Annotated in this window: 13 protein-coding genes, 1 pseudogene and 1 other annotated feature; of the genes and pseudogenes, 9 read left to right on the plus strand and 5 right to left on the minus strand. The window is 44.6% G+C overall.

The window, feature by feature from the left end:
- Positions 1-401: 401 nt before the first annotated feature.
- From clpB to rluD, 3 genes are all read right to left on the minus strand, one after another.
- Positions 402-2,975, minus strand: coding sequence for an ATP-dependent chaperone ClpB (gene clpB, locus ACQEXR_RS16870; RefSeq protein ID WP_269377356.1), 2,574 nt, complete (start codon positions 2,973-2,975; stop codon positions 402-404).
- A gap of 111 nt (positions 2,976-3,086) precedes the next feature.
- Complete coding sequence (pgeF, locus tag ACQEXR_RS16875) at positions 3,087-3,815, minus strand: peptidoglycan editing factor PgeF (protein ID WP_331417595.1); 729 nt, start codon at positions 3,813-3,815, stop codon at positions 3,087-3,089.
- 2 nt (positions 3,816-3,817) lie between these two features.
- Positions 3,818-4,798 carry a 23S rRNA pseudouridine(1911/1915/1917) synthase RluD gene (gene rluD, locus ACQEXR_RS16880; protein WP_331417594.1) on the minus strand — a complete coding sequence of 327 codons (981 nt, stop codon included), beginning with the start codon at positions 4,796-4,798 and terminating at the stop codon, positions 3,818-3,820.
- Between the two features lie 134 nt (positions 4,799-4,932).
- Here rluD and ACQEXR_RS16885 point away from each other — a divergent pair, with 134 nt between their 5' ends.
- From ACQEXR_RS16885 to yjjX, 7 genes and pseudogenes are all read left to right on the plus strand, one after another.
- Entirely contained in the window at positions 4,933-5,658 is a 726-nt protein-coding gene (locus tag ACQEXR_RS16885; RefSeq protein ID WP_269377360.1) for an outer membrane protein assembly factor BamD, read from the plus strand.
- A 150-nt stretch (positions 5,659-5,808) separates the two neighbouring features.
- Positions 5,809-6,117: pseudogene (locus tag ACQEXR_RS16890) on the plus strand (lytic transglycosylase F); the annotation flags it as partial.
- A 343-nt stretch (positions 6,118-6,460) separates the two neighbouring features.
- Complete coding sequence (gene hpf / locus ACQEXR_RS16895) at positions 6,461-6,787, plus strand: ribosome hibernation-promoting factor, HPF/YfiA family (protein WP_138971358.1); 327 nt, start codon at positions 6,461-6,463, stop codon at positions 6,785-6,787.
- 115 nt (positions 6,788-6,902) lie between these two features.
- Positions 6,903-7,022, plus strand: a sequence feature (Phe leader region).
- 13 nt (positions 7,023-7,035) lie between these two features.
- Positions 7,036-8,214: a prephenate dehydratase gene (gene pheA, locus ACQEXR_RS16900; RefSeq protein ID WP_138971359.1), complete on the plus strand. Its 1,179-nt coding sequence runs from the start codon at positions 7,036-7,038 to the stop codon at positions 8,212-8,214.
- A gap of 147 nt (positions 8,215-8,361) precedes the next feature.
- Positions 8,362-9,396: a polyamine ABC transporter substrate-binding protein gene (locus tag ACQEXR_RS16905; protein ID WP_427020788.1), complete on the plus strand. Its 1,035-nt coding sequence runs from the start codon at positions 8,362-8,364 to the stop codon at positions 9,394-9,396.
- Positions 9,380-11,725 carry a putative bifunctional diguanylate cyclase/phosphodiesterase gene (locus ACQEXR_RS16910; RefSeq protein WP_331417592.1) on the plus strand — a complete coding sequence of 782 codons (2,346 nt, stop codon included), beginning with the start codon at positions 9,380-9,382 and terminating at the stop codon, positions 11,723-11,725. Before ACQEXR_RS16905 ends, ACQEXR_RS16910 begins: the two co-directional genes overlap by 17 nt.
- Positions 11,691-12,224 (plus strand): inosine/xanthosine triphosphatase, encoded by a 534-nt coding sequence (gene yjjX / locus ACQEXR_RS16915; protein WP_331427585.1) that lies wholly within the window; start codon positions 11,691-11,693, stop codon positions 12,222-12,224. The genes ACQEXR_RS16910 and yjjX overlap by 35 nt, the downstream gene beginning before the upstream one ends.
- A 23-nt stretch (positions 12,225-12,247) precedes the next feature.
- Here the strand turns inward: yjjX and trpR are convergent, their stop codons facing one another.
- Positions 12,248-12,544, minus strand: coding sequence for a trp operon repressor (gene trpR, locus ACQEXR_RS16920; RefSeq protein ID WP_138971363.1), 297 nt, complete (start codon positions 12,542-12,544; stop codon positions 12,248-12,250).
- Between the two features lie 15 nt (positions 12,545-12,559).
- Positions 12,560-14,515 (minus strand): murein transglycosylase, encoded by a 1,956-nt coding sequence (gene sltY, locus ACQEXR_RS16925; protein ID WP_331427584.1) that lies wholly within the window; start codon positions 14,513-14,515, stop codon positions 12,560-12,562.
- A gap of 259 nt (positions 14,516-14,774) precedes the next feature.
- Here sltY and ettA point away from each other — a divergent pair, with 259 nt between their 5' ends.
- On the plus strand, positions 14,775-16,442 hold the full coding sequence (gene ettA, locus ACQEXR_RS16930; protein ID WP_138971365.1) for an energy-dependent translational throttle protein EttA: 1,668 nt from the start codon (positions 14,775-14,777) through the stop codon (positions 16,440-16,442).
- A gap of 169 nt (positions 16,443-16,611) precedes the next feature.
- Positions 16,612-16,983 carry a PilZ domain-containing protein gene (locus tag ACQEXR_RS16935; RefSeq protein WP_138971366.1) on the plus strand — a complete coding sequence of 124 codons (372 nt, stop codon included), beginning with the start codon at positions 16,612-16,614 and terminating at the stop codon, positions 16,981-16,983.
- The last annotated feature ends 7 nt before the right edge of the window (positions 16,984-16,990 follow it).

Raw genomic sequence — 16,990 nt, forward strand, 5'->3', positions numbered from 1 at the left:
GTTTCATTGAAACCTAATTTGAAGCCTAAGCTTCTAATTGGATTATCATCAACGAGTGCCCACACAGATTGATAGGTCTATATTTTTAAAGAGCTTTTGTTTTGAGGTCTTCTCAAAACGGACGGCCATTTTATCGAGATAACTTTCAGTGTCAAACACTTTTTTCGTTATTTCTTCGAAAGTTATTAGTTAACTTTCACCGTCGTTATTGCCAGCGCTTATTAGCTCGGTATCCCGTGGCAACGGAGGGGCATTATAGGGAGTTTCCAAATGAGTACAAGAGCTAAATTCAAAAAAATATCGTTTTTCGCATCGTTCGCTCACATAACAAACAATAAGCCTAAAAACAGAGCAAAAGGGCCTTAAAAAGGGCCCTTTTGCAAGTGCTGTAATAGCTGTAATTATTGGTGAGCAATAATCTGATCGTTGTTCACCAGCAATTTAACTGGCAGATCCGGGACAACTTTACCTGCCAAAATGGCTTTCGCCAGCGGGTTCTCAACACTTTGCTGAATCGCTCGTTTGAGTGGTCTTGCGCCATATACTGGGTCAAACCCAACTTGAGCAATAAGTTCCAGCGCTTTGTCTGAGACTTCTAGCGAGTAACCTTTCTCTTCCATTCGTTTAGATAAACGCGCTAATTGAATAGAAGCAATCGCTTTAATGTGGTCTTGACCCAACGGGTGGAACACCACACTTTCATCAACTCGGTTTAGGAACTCTGGGCGGAAGTGTTTGCTCACTACATCCATTACTTGCTGTTTCATACCCTGATAATCGACCGTTCCAAAGTTTTCTTGGATTCGAGTCGAACCTAGGTTAGAGGTCATGATCACCACAGTATTGCGAAAATCGACCGTTCTACCCTGCCCATCAGTTAGACGCCCATCATCAAGCACTTGTAGCAAGATGTTAAATACATCAGGATGCGCCTTTTCAACTTCATCCAACAAGATTACTGAATACGGTTTGCGACGAACCGCTTCTGTCAAATAACCACCTTCTTCGTAACCGACGTAACCTGGAGGCGCACCTACCAATCTCGCCACTGAGTGTTTTTCCATAAATTCAGACATGTCGATACGAACCATCGCATCTTCACTATCGAACATGAATTTAGCCAGTGTCTTACATAGCTCGGTTTTACCTACCCCTGTTGGGCCTAAGAATAGGAATGAGCCAATTGGCTGGTTTGGATCCGACAAGCCTGCACGGCTACGGCGAATGGCATTGGAGACTACCTCTACCGCTTCCGTCTGACCAATGACGCTCTTATGCAGTACATCTTCCATACGTAGCAGTTTTTCTTTTTCTGCTTCCAGCATTTTCGATACCGGTATCCCCGTCTGCTTAGACAGAACATCGGCAATTTCATTGTCTGTGACCTTATTACGCAGTAGGGTCATTTCCTGCATTTCAGCTTGAGTCGCAAGATCTAGCTGTTTTTCTAGTTCAGGGATACGCCCATATTGCAACTCAGACATTCGGTTAAGATCACCAGCTCGACGGGCAAACTCCATATCCATGCGTGCTTGTTCTAGCGCTGATTTAATATGCTGTGTTCCCGACAGAGCCGCTTTTTCTGCGTTCCAGACTTCTTCCAGTTCCGCAAACTCTCTTTCTTTATCCGCTAATTCTTCGTTTAAGATAGTTAGTCGTTTTTCACTGGCATCATCATGTTCATTAATCAAAGCCTGTTGCTCGATTTTGAGCTGAATGATTTTACGCTCTAATTTATCTAAAGATTCCGGTTTAGAGTCGATTTGCATACGGATGCTGGAAGCCGCTTCGTCAATCAAGTCGATGGCTTTATCGGGTAGCTGACGATCTGATACGTAGCGATGCGATAAACTCGCCGCAGCAACAATCGCTGGGTCGGTAATTTCAACGTGGTGATGAAGTTCATAACGCTCTTTAAGTCCTCGTAAGATCGCCACGGTATCTTCAACACTTGGCTCATCAACGATGACTTTTTGGAATCGACGCTCCAACGCTGGGTCTTTCTCTATGTATTGTCGGTACTCGTCAAGTGTCGTCGCACCAACGCAATGCAACTCTCCTCTCGCTAATGCAGGCTTAAGCATGTTGCCTGCATCCATAGAGCCTTCTCCCTTGCCGGCACCAACCATCGTATGAATTTCGTCGATAAAGAGAATAATGTTGCCCTCTTCTTTAGACAGTTCATTGAGAACCGATTTCAGACGCTCTTCAAACTCACCACGATACTTAGCACCTGCCACCAGCGCTCCCATATCGAGCGAGAGCACGCGACGACCGCGCAAGCCTTCGGGTACTTCGTTATTAACGATACGTTGCGCTAAACCTTCAACAATCGCTGTTTTACCAACCCCCGGCTCACCAATTATGACAGGGTTGTTTTTGGTACGACGCTGCAAAACTTGAATGGTGCGGCGAATTTCGTCATCGCGGCCAATCACTGGATCGAGTTTCCCTTGTTCAGCACGCTCTGTCAGATCAATGGTGAATTTTTCCAGTGCTTGGCGAAGCTCTTCCGCATTCGGATCATTCACTTTCTGTCCACCTCGAACCTGATCGATGGCTTCAGATACTTTAGTTTCAGTTAAGCCTAGCTCTTTCAGTAGTGAGCCCAACTGGCCTCGGTCTTCCAATGCCGCTAATAGAAAAATCTCTGATGAGATGTAGGCATCTTGACGCTTCTGAGCCACTTTGTCGCATAGGTTAAACATGGTTCCCATAGCGCTAGAGAGCTGCACATCGCCACCAATACCACTCACTTTTGGCAAACGGTCAAGGATCTCACTCAATTTCGAGCGCAAATGAGTAATGTCTACATTTAGCATGGTGAGCAAGGGACGAATAGGACTGCCATTCTGATCCATTAATGCCACCATCAGGTGCACTGGTTCAATGTATTGATGATCGCGGCCCAATGCCAACGATTGAGCGTCAGATATGGCGATTTGGAATTTGCTTGTGAATCTGTCAAGACGCATATCTACCTTCCTATCTCAACTGAGAAAAAATAACTAATCAGTATGAAAGATGGATACGCCAATAGAGTTTTTCAAGGGGAGGAATAGAGTTTACGGTAGGAAATAAAGCGATTATTTTTCTATCCAGATAAAGGTCGCTTGTCTGCCTGTGATGCCATCTCGGCGGTAGGAATAGAATCGTTCAGAGTCAGAGTAAGTACATAAATTACTATAAAAGATTTGCTCAACACCGACTCGACGCAGTCGTTGGGTAACAAGTAGGTTCATATCCGCTAGCCATTTCCCCTGTTGAGTTCGGGGTTCAAAGGCATCAATGGCTCGTGGTTCAATACAAGTAAATGCCTCTACGACATCTTGACCAACCTCAAATGCACGCGGTCCAATGGCAGGACCAATCCACGCCATAACCTCACCCTCAAACTTTTCGACAGCATTTTCGATAATGCCGTGCGCTAGTCCTCGCCATCCGGCATGAACCGCGGCGACTTGAGTGCCTGACACGTTGGTCAGTAGTACTGGTAAGCAGTCAGCTGTCATTGCCGAGCAGACGACGCCTTGGTGCTCAGTAAACGCTCCGTCAGCATCCAGTACTTCATTGGTTGGAGCATCTAAGTTAACCACCACTGTTGAGTGGGTCTGATTCAGCCATACTGGCGCAGAAGGCATAGACGCTTTCTGCGCCAACCAATGACGATTTTTCTCAACGATCGCATAATCATCACCAACATGAGTCCCAAGGTTAAGTCCTTGATAAGCGCCAACAGAAAAAACTTCTCCTCGAGTAGAGGAAAACGCTTTTATATGTTTCGCAACTGGCCAGTTGGGGATGATCATCTCCATGGTTAGATCTCGTCGCCTAAACCATGTTCACGAACGTCTTGTCGCAGAGCTTCTGCCATGGCAACCATGTCATCTGGTACAGGCGCATGGAATTCGACTTCCTCGCCTGTAATTGGATGTTCAAACTTTAGCATCACAGCGTGAAGCGCTTGACGGTCGAATGAACGAATCATTGTCGCCAACTCTTCTGTCGCGCCCGCCGGAATACGTGCACGTCCACCATAGGCAGTATCACCTAACAGAGGGTGCTGTAGGTATGACATGTGCACACGAATCTGGTGCGTACGACCAGTTTCAAGACGTAGACGGATACGGGTATGTTCGCGGAAGTGTTCTGCCACTCGGTAATGCGTTACGGCGGGTTTGCCCATTGGGCTTACTGCCATTAGAGTACGCTTCGTTGAATGACGACCAATAGGTTGTTCTACTCGCCCACCTGCGGTCATTCTACCAATAGCAATCGCTTCATACTCACGAGTAAAGTGACGCTTTTTCTGCAAAGCACGAACTAATCGTGTCTGTGCCGGAACTGTTTTTGCTACAACCATCAAGCCCGTTGTGTCTTTATCTAGACGGTGAACGATACCTGCACGAGGTACTTCGGCAATATTTGGGTAATGATGGAGTAAAGCATTCAGCACAGTGCCATCTGGCGTGCCTGCTCCTGGGTGAACAACAAAACCACGTGGTTTATTGATCACTAGAATGTCATCGTCTTCATAAACGATGTCTAATGGAATATCTTGCGCTTCCCAACGCTGCTCATCTTCAAGTTCCGCTTGCAGAATAATCTCTTCACCGCCCATCACTTTGGTACGAGGTTTGGTGACGACTTCACCATTCACCTGAACTTTCCCGTCCAATAGCCACTCTTTGAGGCGTGAACGAGAGAAATCAGCGAATAATTCCGCAATAGCCTGGTCTAAGCGCTGCCCTAGTTGGCTATCTTTTACTGTGTTTGTTAACTCAATCTGCTGGGCCATATCGAACTTTTTTAAAAACTGTGAGACTAATTGTCACTACTGTGGAAAAATGTACTATTGGACATTGTATCTGTTACGGAATAGAAAGTAACGGAAGCAACAGAAATATTTATCTCAAGGAATCGAATCCTGACATGAAAAAGCATACTTTATCTGGCTTGTTGGCATTATCAGTACTGGTAGGCTGCTCTAGCAGCGAAGAGGTTGTTCCAGATGTGCCACCATCTGAGCTTTACTCAGAAGCACAGGTTTCGCTTCAAAGTGGTAACTGGCTTACTGCCATTGATAAGCTTGAAGCACTCGACTCTCGTTACCCATTTGGTGCTTACTCAGAACAGGTTCAGCTAGACCTAATTTATGCGTACTACAAAAATGATGACCTAGCATTAGGTCTCGCGACGATTGAACGCTTTACACGCTTAAACCCAACTCACGAAAAATTGGATTGGGTTCTTTACATGCGTGGCTTGACACACATGGCACAAGACCGCAACTTTATGCATGACTTGCTTAACACTGATCGTAGCGATCGTGATCCTGAGCCTGTGAAAAAAGCCTTTGCTGACTTTAAGAAACTGCTTGAGCGCTACCCAGATAGCCCTTACGCAGAAGACTCACAAAAACGCATGTATGCGCTAAAAAATCGTCTTGCTCAATATGATTTAGCAACGGCCGACTTTTATCTACGCCGTGAGGCTTGGATTGCCGCGATTAACCGCACCCAAGAATTGCAAAAAACCTATCCAGATACTGAAGCCGCTCGCAAATCACTTGAGATTCAATTGGAAGCCTACAAGCAACTAGGACTTGAAGATGCGATCAAAAGAACTGAGCAACTGATTGAGCTTAACCCTCAGTAAGCGTCTATTAAATAAAGCAAAAAAACCTCCGACATGGAGGTTTTTTTATTGGCGAACTTTGCGCATGTTGAACTAAAGAACTACATTTTATTCAGTGTATTGTTGAGGTGTTGCATGCTACGAACCGTTGCTATTATTTCTTTACTGTGCTTTTTCAAGGACCGATATTTCAATGACGACAATATCCTTCCTGATGATCAGGTCTACTTTACATTAGCCGCGTACAATGCAGGGCCAGCCAATATTAGGAAAATGCGACGACTCGCTGAACAGAATGGTTATGACCCGAACAAATGGTTTCGCAACGTAGAAATTATGGCTCGAAGAAATATCGGCAGAGAGCCCGTTCACTACGTATCCAATATCAATCGCTACTTTGTCATCTACAAACAGCTCAAATCTCTAAAGCAGCTAAGGGAGTATCAAGCGGCACAAGCCCAATTAGTGACCATTGAATAGAGATCAAGAGTTATTTGAAGTTAGTTAGAGAAATAAAGCTGAAGAAAATCTGGGATTTAATTCACAAATGCTAGGTGGCTAAATGATAGGCAAAGACTTTTATTAGGTCGAACAACGTCCCTAAAAAGCATTGAATTTTTAGCACGTTACCCTTACCAATCTAATCGGTTTTTCATCTAGCACAAGCTTTTTCACACTAAAATTCACGTACTCTTTGAGTTGGATCACGTTTAGTTTTAAGCACGAAAAACACCTACCAATAAGTGATTTAGATCACGTTATTTTATCTTTGAATAAGTAATCTGGAGTTAACCCATGAGGGATTAAACAGAGGAAAACATCTATGAAAGTAAATATCACTGGTAAAAATATCGACATCACCTCTGCAATCCGCACTCATATTGAGAGCAAGTTTAAGAAGTTAGAAAAGTGGCAAGTAGACATCATCGGTTGTCAGGCGACCTTCAGCGAGGAGCCAAATAAACAGAAGAAATTTGAAGCTGTTATCACCGTGCCTAAAGGACAACTAGTTGCTTCCGCTACTCACGAAGATTTATATGCTGCCGTTAATGAGGTAGAACAAAAGTTAGAACGCCAGCTAAACAAACTGCGCCACAAACCTGAAGCGCGCCGTACCGATAAGCCAGAGCTTGAAGAAGAAACGGAATAAAATCGAATTTTGTACCAGCAATTAAAAATAGCGCCTAGGGGCGCTATTTTTTTGTTGACGCTCCATACTCCGTTGCTTATTGTGTTTAAAGATTCACAACAAAGTAAATTGTTATGCACCAACTCACTCTGTTCTTTTTTGACTTCTTTTTTCTCCATTTAACTTGAGGGCTCTCGCGTTTTCGAAAGATAAGTCAAAAACGAACAGAAAGCCTCCCACGGGAGGCTTTTTTTATGAGGAATACTAGGATGACTGACCAAAAATACTCACTTGAAGAAATACGACTGCGTTTAAACGAACTGGATGATCAGCTGCTAAGACTGTTATCTGAACGTCGTAAAATGAGTATAGAGGTCGCGAAAAGTAAAGTGCAGACCTCAAAACCTGTACGAGATGCCGATCGAGAACAACAGCTATTAGTTAAGTTGATCAATAACGGACAAGATAAGTACCAACTTGATGCTCAGTACATCACCAAATTATTCCACACCATCATCGAAGACTCTGTTTTACTACAGCAATCATACCTGCAAAATTTGGCAAACCCAGAGCTGAGCCGCAAGCCTCTGGCTCGTGTTGCATTCCTCGGTTCAAAGGGCTCATACTCACATCTCGCCAGTCGAGAGTACTTCAGTCGCAAGAACACAGAACTCATCGAACTGAACTGTGAACACTTCAAGCAAGTCACTAATACTGTTGAGTCAGGTCATGCAGACTTTGGTGTACTTCCTATCGAAAACACCAGTTCAGGTTCAATTAACGAAGTATATGACCTACTGCAACACACTACTCTCTACATTGTCGGCGAGCTAACGCTGCCTATCGAGCATTGCTTAGTCGCGAACTCCGATCTACGTCTTGAAGAGATCAAAACACTCTACTCACACCCGCAACCACATGCACAGTGTAGTGAGTTCTTGAGTAAACTCGAAGGCGTTAAGCTTGAATCTTGTGCCAGCACCGCCGACGCAATGAGAAAAGTAAAGGAACTAAACCGCAATGATGTCGCAGCGATTGGCAATGCGTCCAGCGGTAAGCTGTACGGTCTACAGCCTATTCAAAGTAATATCGCCAACCAGACAGAAAACCATACTCGCTTTATTGTCGTTGCTCGTAAGCCTGTCGAGGTATCTGCGCAAATCCCTGCGAAAACCACTTTAATCATGTCAACGTCCCAAGAAGCGGGCTCACTGGTTGAAACACTGTTGATACTGCAACGTTACGGCATCAATATGACTAAACTGGAATCACGTCCTATCATGGGTAATCCGTGGGAAGAGATGTTCTACGTCGATCTCGAAGCTCATTTAGACTCTCAACAAATGCAGCATGCGTTGAATGAATTGACTAAGATCACTAAACATCTGAAAGTATTGGGGTGTTACCCAAGCGAAAATGTGAAGCCCACTCAGGTTAAATTGCAATAATTAGTCTACGTAGCTCAAAGAAATCTTATCTAACAGCTGACACTTTTCACTGATATTCTTAGTATCTAATATTTAGTTGCATATTAGTGTTGTGTCAGCTCTATTCAGCTGATCGTAAGTACTCTTTTAAGGTATCGCCCAGTCAGCATGAGAACTTCGTTGTTATCCCTAGTGTTTCTGATCAGTTCTTCAGTTTGCGCTTCTTCATTAAGCATTTACATGTGGGAAGACTCTCTCTCACCAACCGTACGGAACAATTGGGAAGCCCTGTCAGGTGTGCCACTTCATCTCTCTCATTTCGATAATGATGACGAGCGTAGTCTATTGATGATGAAAAGTTTCCAGCTACCATTTGATGTCGTCGTACTCGACAATGTGTCGGCACAAATTTACGGAAGAAATGACGCTTTTGAAGAGTTAACCCAGCTAAAAAACAGAACGAATAATGCAGAGAGTTGGAACCAAGCGTGCGGTGACTACGCCGTTCCTTACTTCTGGGGATCGGTAGGCATCGCTTACCGCAAAGATCGCATCTCTTTACCACCAAAAACTTGGCAAGAGTTTGTGACTCCTCCACCAGAGCTAGTGGGTAAAATCGGGATGATCAATGACAGTACTGAAACGTTCTTACCCGTTCTTTATAGCCTAAACATGTCACCGACAACCGCTAACCCTGCTGAGTTGCAGGAAGCCTACCCTAAACTGCTCGTTTTCAATCGAGCCGTTCACACCTACGAATATGTTCTCAGCCATATCAGAAGCCAATCTGACGATGCCCCTTTAGAAATGGCCTTAGCGTACAGTGGCGATCAGCACTCGTTGAACCGCTATCTTGGTCAAAATCTATGGGAATACGTCATCCCTGAAGGGGAGATGTTTATTTGGATAGACTGTCTGGCTGTAAGCAGCCACTCTGAGAACAAAGCACAAGCAGTGGAATTTTTAGAGTATTTAATGACGCCAGATGTAGCCGCAACAAATGCAATCGATATAAAAGCTGCGACTCCGAATATTAAAGCAACGGAGCTCTTACCCGACTGGTACCTAAACGATACAACATTATTTCCACCAGCCAACCGGTTAGAGCATGCTCTTATAGATAGCGAACTCTCGGCAGAAAACATCAGTCTAAGAGCAAAGATAATTAATAGGTTACTAAGTCAACATGAAGTTAAACACTAGAGTCCTGCTACTCGTTGCGCCCGTCATCCTATTAAGTGCGGCTATCTCTAGCTATAGCATCTATATGAATCAAAAGGACGCATTCATAAAGCGTGAAAGCAGCTACTTGCAGTTTTCTATGGAGAAGCTTGCCAGCCATTTTCGTCAATCTATCTCATTGATCAATAGTTACTCGCTCACCTTAACTAAGAGCGACATTATTCGCCGTTACTTCGGTCAGTCGGATAATCCTTATCGCGAGATGAGAATGATTGAAAACCTGCAAGACACCATAAAGAGCCTGCAACCCAATCAAGAAGATGACATTGCTGTTGCCATTATAGATGGTCAACAGAATGTTCGTTTTTATGCGGACAATCAGAGTGATCCTTTTGCCAAGCTCGATGAGAACGTCTTAAAGTATGTGCAGCATTTCTATCAAAACACTGGTGACAATTCTCACACTGGTTTCGCCAAAGGTTATCAAGGTCAAAGTATCCTGATTCGCTATGATGTGCTTGATGCTCATACTCTTAGCTCACCCTTGAGTTACAACAAGGATCAAGTTTTCTTTGTTGTTGTGTCTCTTTCATTGAGCAAGTTTGATCAGCTCAAAAGTAGTCTGGAATTCGACAACGACAGCAGTATTTTCTTTTCTTCGCAGCCAGTGACCAAGTCCGGATTAACGCAATCTATTGAGCTTAAAACAGGGCTGTACGCAACGTTAGATCCCGCACAATATCTAATAACAGAAAAGCTCGCTAAAGTTGAACAGCGTTTGCAGCTCTCCTTTGGCGCCTCTTCCGCGGCCACGGTGCTAATCCTACTGTTCTTACTTTACCGTCACGTCATCAGTCCGATCACCCACCTTGATCGTCAACTGAGAGAGGTCGAACTTCGTCAACGGGTTAATATCGAGAAACTCACTAGTAAAAATGAAATTGGTCGCCTTTCTGTTCGTTTCTACGATATGTATAAAGAACTCAATTCAAGCTACCAAAAAACCAAAGCGATGGCTGAAAATGACCATTTGACTCAGCTTGCCAATCGCTACCAATTCCAAGTGTATGTTGAGCGCACACTCGCAAACAAACATCGCTATACTCACGCTTGGATTCTGTACATCGATTTGGACAATTTTAAATACGTCAACGATAAATATGGCCACCATATAGGGGACTCATTGCTGGTCAATTTTGCCGAGCACATTCGCACACTTAGCCAAAGTAAACAGCAACACCATGGCATTGAATGCATGGCATCTCGTCTATCTGGTGATGAATTTGCCATTTTCATCGCCGCCGGCCACGACGGTCAATATGCTGATCACATCGCACAAGCGGTATTAGAACCGATTCAGAATCATGCGGATCCTAAACTAGGTCGCTTCCCTATTACCGCCAGTATCGGTATCGCTTCATACCCAGATGACGGTATGGTGCTTGCAAAACTACTTTCAAACGCCGATACGGCGATGTATCAAGCCAAGCGAGCAGGTAAAAACCAAATCGCTCACTATTCGAAGGAGCTTGATGATATTGTCCAACGTCGAACTCAGGTAGAACGAGCGCTACGCAACGGTGACTTAGACAATGAATTCACGTTGCTCTACCAACCTTACTATGATCGCCTAGGTGAAAAGATAAAAGGTGTCGAGGCTTTATTACGCTGGGATTCTCCGAAACTCGGCAAGGTGACACCAACTGAATTTATCCCAATTTCTGAACAGATTGGGCTATTTGGCATGATAGACCGTTGGGTTATAAAACAAGCTTTCAAAGATTTTACCAAATTGCAGGCTTGCTTTGACGAGCCGATCCAGCTATCAGTCAACCTTTCTTCTGCGGAGCTTGATTCACTACAGTTAGCGAACGACATTGAAGAGCTGATGTCCTTGTATCCGATTCAGGCTGATTTGATTGATTTTGAAATCACAGAAACATTTGCATCCGATTCACAAAGCTATAGCTTGCTCTACGCTTTGACGCAGATGGGCTTTAAGTTGACGATTGATGACTTTGGTTCCGGCTACAGTTCTATTACTCAGCTAGTCGAATACCCTGTACAGAAAATTAAGTTTGACCGCGAGTTTTTGGAAACCTTAATCAAAACCGATAATCAACAAGTTGTGAAACCACTGGTTGATCTTTGTCATTCTCAATCTATGATGGTGACCGCGGAAGGGATTGAATCACCAGAGATGCACCGCTGGTTAGCAGACAATAAATGCGACTATATGCAAGGCTACTATCTCTCTGCTCCTCTGCCTTTATCCCAGTTACAGTTTGCTCAAACTCAATCCAAAGGAAGTCGAGATGTCGAAAAAGAAGGTGATTGTAGCATCGCTTAATCCTGCCAAAATCAATGCGGTTAAAAGTGCCTTCGAAGCCACTTTTCCAACTGAGAAGTTTGATTTTGTCGGTACAAGTGTTCCAAGCGAAGTTGCAGACCAACCGATGAGCAATGAAGAAACGTATACCGGTGCCATAAACCGAGTCCGTAACGCCAAACAAGTTGTCCCTGATGCCGATTATTATGTTGGTTTAGAGGCGGGTATCGAAAGTAATGTTACGTTTGCCTGGATGGTCATTGAATCGGCGACTCACCGTGGCGAGTCGCGCTCTGCCAGTTTGATGTTGCCACCACTGGTCATAGAGAAGCTCAAAGACGCGAATGAATTGGGCGATGTGATGGACGAGGTGTTCGCGACTGAAAATATTAAGCAAAAAGGGGGGGCGATCAGCTTACTTACTCATAATCTGCTGACCCGCAGCTCCGTATATCATCAAGCGCTGATTCTCGCCTTGATTCCTTTTGCCAATCCTGACCACTTTCCAGCGAATCTGTAAAAAATAAGGATGCAAATGCATCCTTATTTTTTATTCAGCAACTGAGCAATCGCCTGTTTTTCATCAGGACTTTTTGATTTTAGTTCATTGGAGCCACGTGTGATGGTTGCAATGCCAACACCTAGCATTTGGCTTATCTGTCGCTGTGACAACTCCCCTTTCAGTAACTCACGGAAGATGTTGACTCTCGCCACTAAAGCCTCTCTCTCATCAGGAGTCAGTAGCATGGTTAGTAACATTTCATGCTGTTGAGATTGAGTGCTTTGGTCAATCAGGTCTAAGATCTGCTGCCACTCTTTGTATTCTGGTTCCAATGACATTTGATAAGGTGCTCGCTAATATTTCGCGTTCAGCTCATGCTGATTCAAGAACGCCCCATCCACTCCTAAGACTTCGCGATAATAAGTTTCAAACATTAAAATGTTCTGCACATATCCACGTGTCTCATTGAATGGTATCGCCTCGATAAATGCATAAGCGTCTAGTTTTCCCTGGGTCTGACTTCGCCAGGTTTTCACTCTATGAGGCCCAGCATTATACGCGGCTAACGCGAAAATTCGATTGTTATCGTACTGTTTTAATAGCCCATCTAGATAATGGCTACCAATTTCGATGTTCTTACCCACTTGGTACAAATCATCTTTGCCCTGATACGTCAGCTTATACTTTCTCGCCGTGTACTTAGCGGTTGAGGGCATAATCTGCATAATTCCACGAGCACCAACGGGGGATTTCGCTTCGATATCCATCGCACTCTCTTGGCGAGCCAGAGACATCAATGTTATTGGGTCGATGCTGTGTTTATCTGCATAGAAATCAAACCACCAGCGATGAGCGACTGGGAATCGAATCTGCAAATTATCCCACATTTGTGCTTTGATGCTCGCTGCAACGGTTAAATGGTGCCAGCCTTTGAAAGAAGCAAATGCAGCCAACATCTCTTGCTGTTTTTTATCTGCTCGTTCAAGTAGCCAACGCCACTCACTTTTCGCTGCGGTAATCTTATCGCGATCAATCAGTTCTTCTATTCTTATCAGCTCGGTAGAAAACCCTTTAAGCAGACTCTTATCGAGTAAAATTTCTGAGGTTGGATACTCGACTGAACGCTTAAGCTCTTTCGCAGCAGCCACGCTGTAAAAGTTACGTTGACCAATTAATCTCTCTAAGCGCTGATGGCCTTGAGCTTTCTGACCTGACTCTATTTCACTGCGCCCTAACCAATACTGCCAACGGAGAGTTTCCTGAGAAGGCTGAGGTAACTTGTGAATCCATTTATCAACACTTGGCCAATCTGCCATTTGGATAGCGAGCCGTACACGACGCTCTATCAATGCGACGTTTGATGACTTTACTATCTGCTTATCACGCCATTTAGCTAATGATGAAGAGTCCGTATTAATGAGTCGAAACGAGATGTAGTCCGCCAATGATTGCTGAGTATCCTCCGTCAGCTTTTGTCCTTGAGCCACCAAGCTGAACTGCTGCTGAGCTTGTTCGACATCTTTACGGGCAAGTTTCTTCAGAGCCAGTTCAGCCAGTTTCTGATTAACAGGCGTTACCTGCTGTTTTTTTGCAAACGCTCCGACTCGTTCGGGGTTCCCAAATAGATCCTGCATCTGTTCCGCTTGGCCTGTCGCCTGCGACGACTTGACCTGTTTCTTCAGGTAGCTCATCAAGGTACCATTGCGTGCTTCAAAAGCGAGAAGCATGCGCTCAACGACCATTTGATCACTTTTCAGCCCGGCTTTGTCCCATGCCTCAAACAAAGGATCACAAGCATCCGCAATACTGTGCCCAGATAACCAGAGTTTTTCTGCCCCCTCGAATGCTATCTTTTCATTTCCTTGTTGAGCATGTGCATTGTAATAATGGCATTGATACGTTTCGCCACGAGGCTCACTCGTTTGGAACGCTAATATGGTCTTCCAATCACCTTTTTTTGCCAATTCATCCAGATACGGGGCTCGAATCCGAGCTGAAAAAGGGAAACTGTGATGCTGTTGGATAAATGACTCAACCTCCGTTGGCGAGCGCTGTGCAATGTCAACAAGAAAGGTACGGTAATCGATGTAAGGCGTCAGTGGGTAGTCAGCGATTTGTGAACGAATTTTAAGATACTGAGCGACTTGCTTGGCATCTAAAAACTCTTGAGCTTGGTCATACAAATCTCTTTGCTGTTTTAAATCAGCAGCCACCACAGATGTGGCAAAGGTTGCGCTGCATATCATCGAAGAAACAAGAGCTAGCGATGAAGAGATGCGATGCAGCGACTTTCGGAAAGTCTGCGTCATAAAGGCTCGTCCTAGAGAATAGAAAGCTATGATGTTCCTTATTAAGACTCATTGTAATCAGACCTGTAAAGCGCGGAGATGTAAATAATAATAAATTCACATAACTGTGACATTTGGCTTGCTTTAAGTGAAGCAGTGCACGCTAAATCACCAATTAATGACACCGACAGCGAAGCACACCGTTTATCTAGTAACAAACTGCTCGCTCTTAGTATAAAATAACCATTTCCGTGAATTGACTATTTAGGAACGATCGGCAATGGCTGAATACGTATATACCATGTCGCGCGTGAGCAAAATTGTGCCACCAAAGCGACAAATTCTTAAAGACATCTCTCTAAGCTTCTTCCCAGGCGCAAAAATTGGTGTTTTGGGTCTAAACGGTGCGGGTAAATCAACCCTACTGCGCATCATGGCTGGCATTGATACCGATATCGATGGTGAAGCACGCCCACAACCAGGCCTAAATGTTGGCTACCTTCCTCAAGAACCTGTACTGGATGAGTCGAAGACTGTTCGTGAAATCGTTGAAGAAGCGGTTTCTGATGTAGCCGGTGCAATGAAGCGTCTTGACGAAGTATACGCTGCGTACGCGGAGCCAGATGCCGACTTTGATGCGCTAGCAAAAGAGCAAGGTGAACTTGAAGCACTGATTCAAGCAAAAGACGGTCACAATCTAGATAACGCGCTAGAACGTGCTGCGGATGCACTGCGTCTGCCTGAGTGGGATCAAAAGATCCAACACTTATCCGGTGGTGAGCGCCGTCGCGTAGCGATCTGTCGCCTACTGTTATCAAACCCAGATATGCTTCTTCTTGACGAACCAACTAACCACTTGGATGCAGAATCTGTCGCGTGGCTAGAACGCTTCCTAGTTGATTATTCAGGCACTGTTGTGGCAATCACCCACGACCGTTACTTCCTAGATAACGCTGCTGGTTGGATTCTAGAGCTAGACCGTGGTGAAGGTATTCCATGGCAAGGTAACTACACTTCTTGGCTAGAGCAGAAAGATGCTCGTCTACAACAAGAAGCTTCACAAGAAAAAGCTCGTCAAAAGACGATTGAGAAAGAACTTGAGTGGGTACGTCAAAACCCGAAAGGTCGTCAGTCAAAATCTAAAGCACGTATGGCTCGCTTTGAGGAACTACAAAGCGGTGATCGTCAGAAGCGCAACGAGACTAACGAACTATTCATCCCGCCAGGCGAGCGCCTAGGTGACAAAGTTATTGAAGTGAATAACCTGACTAAGTCATTTGATGGCCGAGTACTGATTGATGACCTTTCATTCAGCATCCCTAAAGGTGCGATCGTTGGTATTATCGGTGCTAACGGTGCCGGTAAATCGACGCTGTTTAAGATGCTAAGTGGCACTGAACAACCAGATTCAGGCACGATTGAAATGGGTGAAACGGTTAAACTTGCTTCTGTTGACCAGTTCCGTGACTCAATGGATGACTCGAAAACCGTTTACCAAGAGATTTCTGAAGGCGCGGATATCATCAAAATCAACCATTTCGAAATTCCTGCACGTGCCTACTGCTCTCGCTTTAACTTCAAAGGTTCAGACCAACAGAAGATCATCGGTGAGTTATCAGGCGGTGAGCGCAACCGTGTTCACTTGGCTAAGCTTCTCAAAGCTGGCGGTAACGTGCTGCTACTCGATGAGCCAACCAACGACCTTGACGTTGAAACGCTACGTGCACTGGAAGAAGCTCTACTTGAGTTCCCTGGCTGTGCAATGGTTATCTCGCACGACCGTTGGTTCCTAGACCGTATCGCGACTCATATCATTGACTACCGCGACGAAGGTCAGGTTAACTTCTACGAAGGTAACTATACTGAGTATATGGATTGGTTGAAGAAAACCCTTGGTCCAGAAGCTGCGGAACCGCATCGAATCAAATACAAGCGTATTGCTAAATAATGTGATACAGCTTGAAATTTGTGCAAAGGCCGCTAATATAGCGGCCTTTATTATATAGCTCACAATACGGATAATTGTCCGTGTTGCGATCGCGAAGAATGCGAACAAGCGCGTATAGTGGCCACTTTAATTTTGATACTCTTACGAGTTGCAATTAAGAGAGAAAGTTATGATCGAACGCCGTCGTTTTTCGCGTATTGTTTACCAAGCTCAAGCAGTACTGACACAAGAGTCCGTTGAGGTGATCGCCCTTGTCAGCGATCTTTCGCTACACGGTTTATTGCTTACCAGTGACCAATCAGATTTACTCGATGTAGGTAAACAAGTTGATGTTGAATTTTCGCTTCCAGGAAGTGATGTTACGATCCAACTTGTAGGGAATATTGTTGGCCTTAATAACAATGTGATTCGTCTGAGTATTGATCACATTGATATTGAAAGTATCGGGCATTTGAAGCGGTTGGTCGAACTAAACGTAGGTGATGATGAGCTCTTACATCGAGACATCGAACACTTATCTGATTTAGGTGAGTACACCTAGCCTAACT

This window comes from Vibrio sp. TRT 2004 (assembly GCF_050113735.1).
In the GTDB taxonomy this organism is placed as follows: Bacteria; Pseudomonadota; Gammaproteobacteria; order Enterobacterales; family Vibrionaceae; genus Vibrio.

Coding starts and splice junctions, on each gene's coding strand:
- pgeF (WP_331417595.1), bottom strand. CDS start 3,815: ATGGAGATGATCATCCCCAACTGGCCAGTTGCGAAACATATAAAAGCG.
- ACQEXR_RS16885 (WP_269377360.1), top strand. CDS start 4,933: ATGAAAAAGCATACTTTATCTGGCTTGTTGGCATTATCAGTACTGGTA.
- ACQEXR_RS16910 (WP_331417592.1), top strand. CDS start 9,380: ATGAAGTTAAACACTAGAGTCCTGCTACTCGTTGCGCCCGTCATCCTA.
- ACQEXR_RS16905 (WP_427020788.1), top strand. CDS start 8,362: ATGAGAACTTCGTTGTTATCCCTAGTGTTTCTGATCAGTTCTTCAGTT.
- ettA (WP_138971365.1), top strand. CDS start 14,775: ATGGCTGAATACGTATATACCATGTCGCGCGTGAGCAAAATTGTGCCA.
- sltY (WP_331427584.1), bottom strand. CDS start 14,515: ATGACGCAGACTTTCCGAAAGTCGCTGCATCGCATCTCTTCATCGCTA.
- pheA (WP_138971359.1), top strand. CDS start 7,036: ATGACTGACCAAAAATACTCACTTGAAGAAATACGACTGCGTTTAAAC.
- clpB (WP_269377356.1), bottom strand. CDS start 2,975: ATGCGTCTTGACAGATTCACAAGCAAATTCCAAATCGCCATATCTGAC.
- rluD (WP_331417594.1), bottom strand. CDS start 4,798: ATGGCCCAGCAGATTGAGTTAACAAACACAGTAAAAGATAGCCAACTA.
- hpf (WP_138971358.1), top strand. CDS start 6,461: ATGAAAGTAAATATCACTGGTAAAAATATCGACATCACCTCTGCAATC.
- ACQEXR_RS16935 (WP_138971366.1), top strand. CDS start 16,612: ATGATCGAACGCCGTCGTTTTTCGCGTATTGTTTACCAAGCTCAAGCA.
- yjjX (WP_331427585.1), top strand. CDS start 11,691: ATGTCGAAAAAGAAGGTGATTGTAGCATCGCTTAATCCTGCCAAAATC.
- trpR (WP_138971363.1), bottom strand. CDS start 12,544: ATGTCATTGGAACCAGAATACAAAGAGTGGCAGCAGATCTTAGACCTG.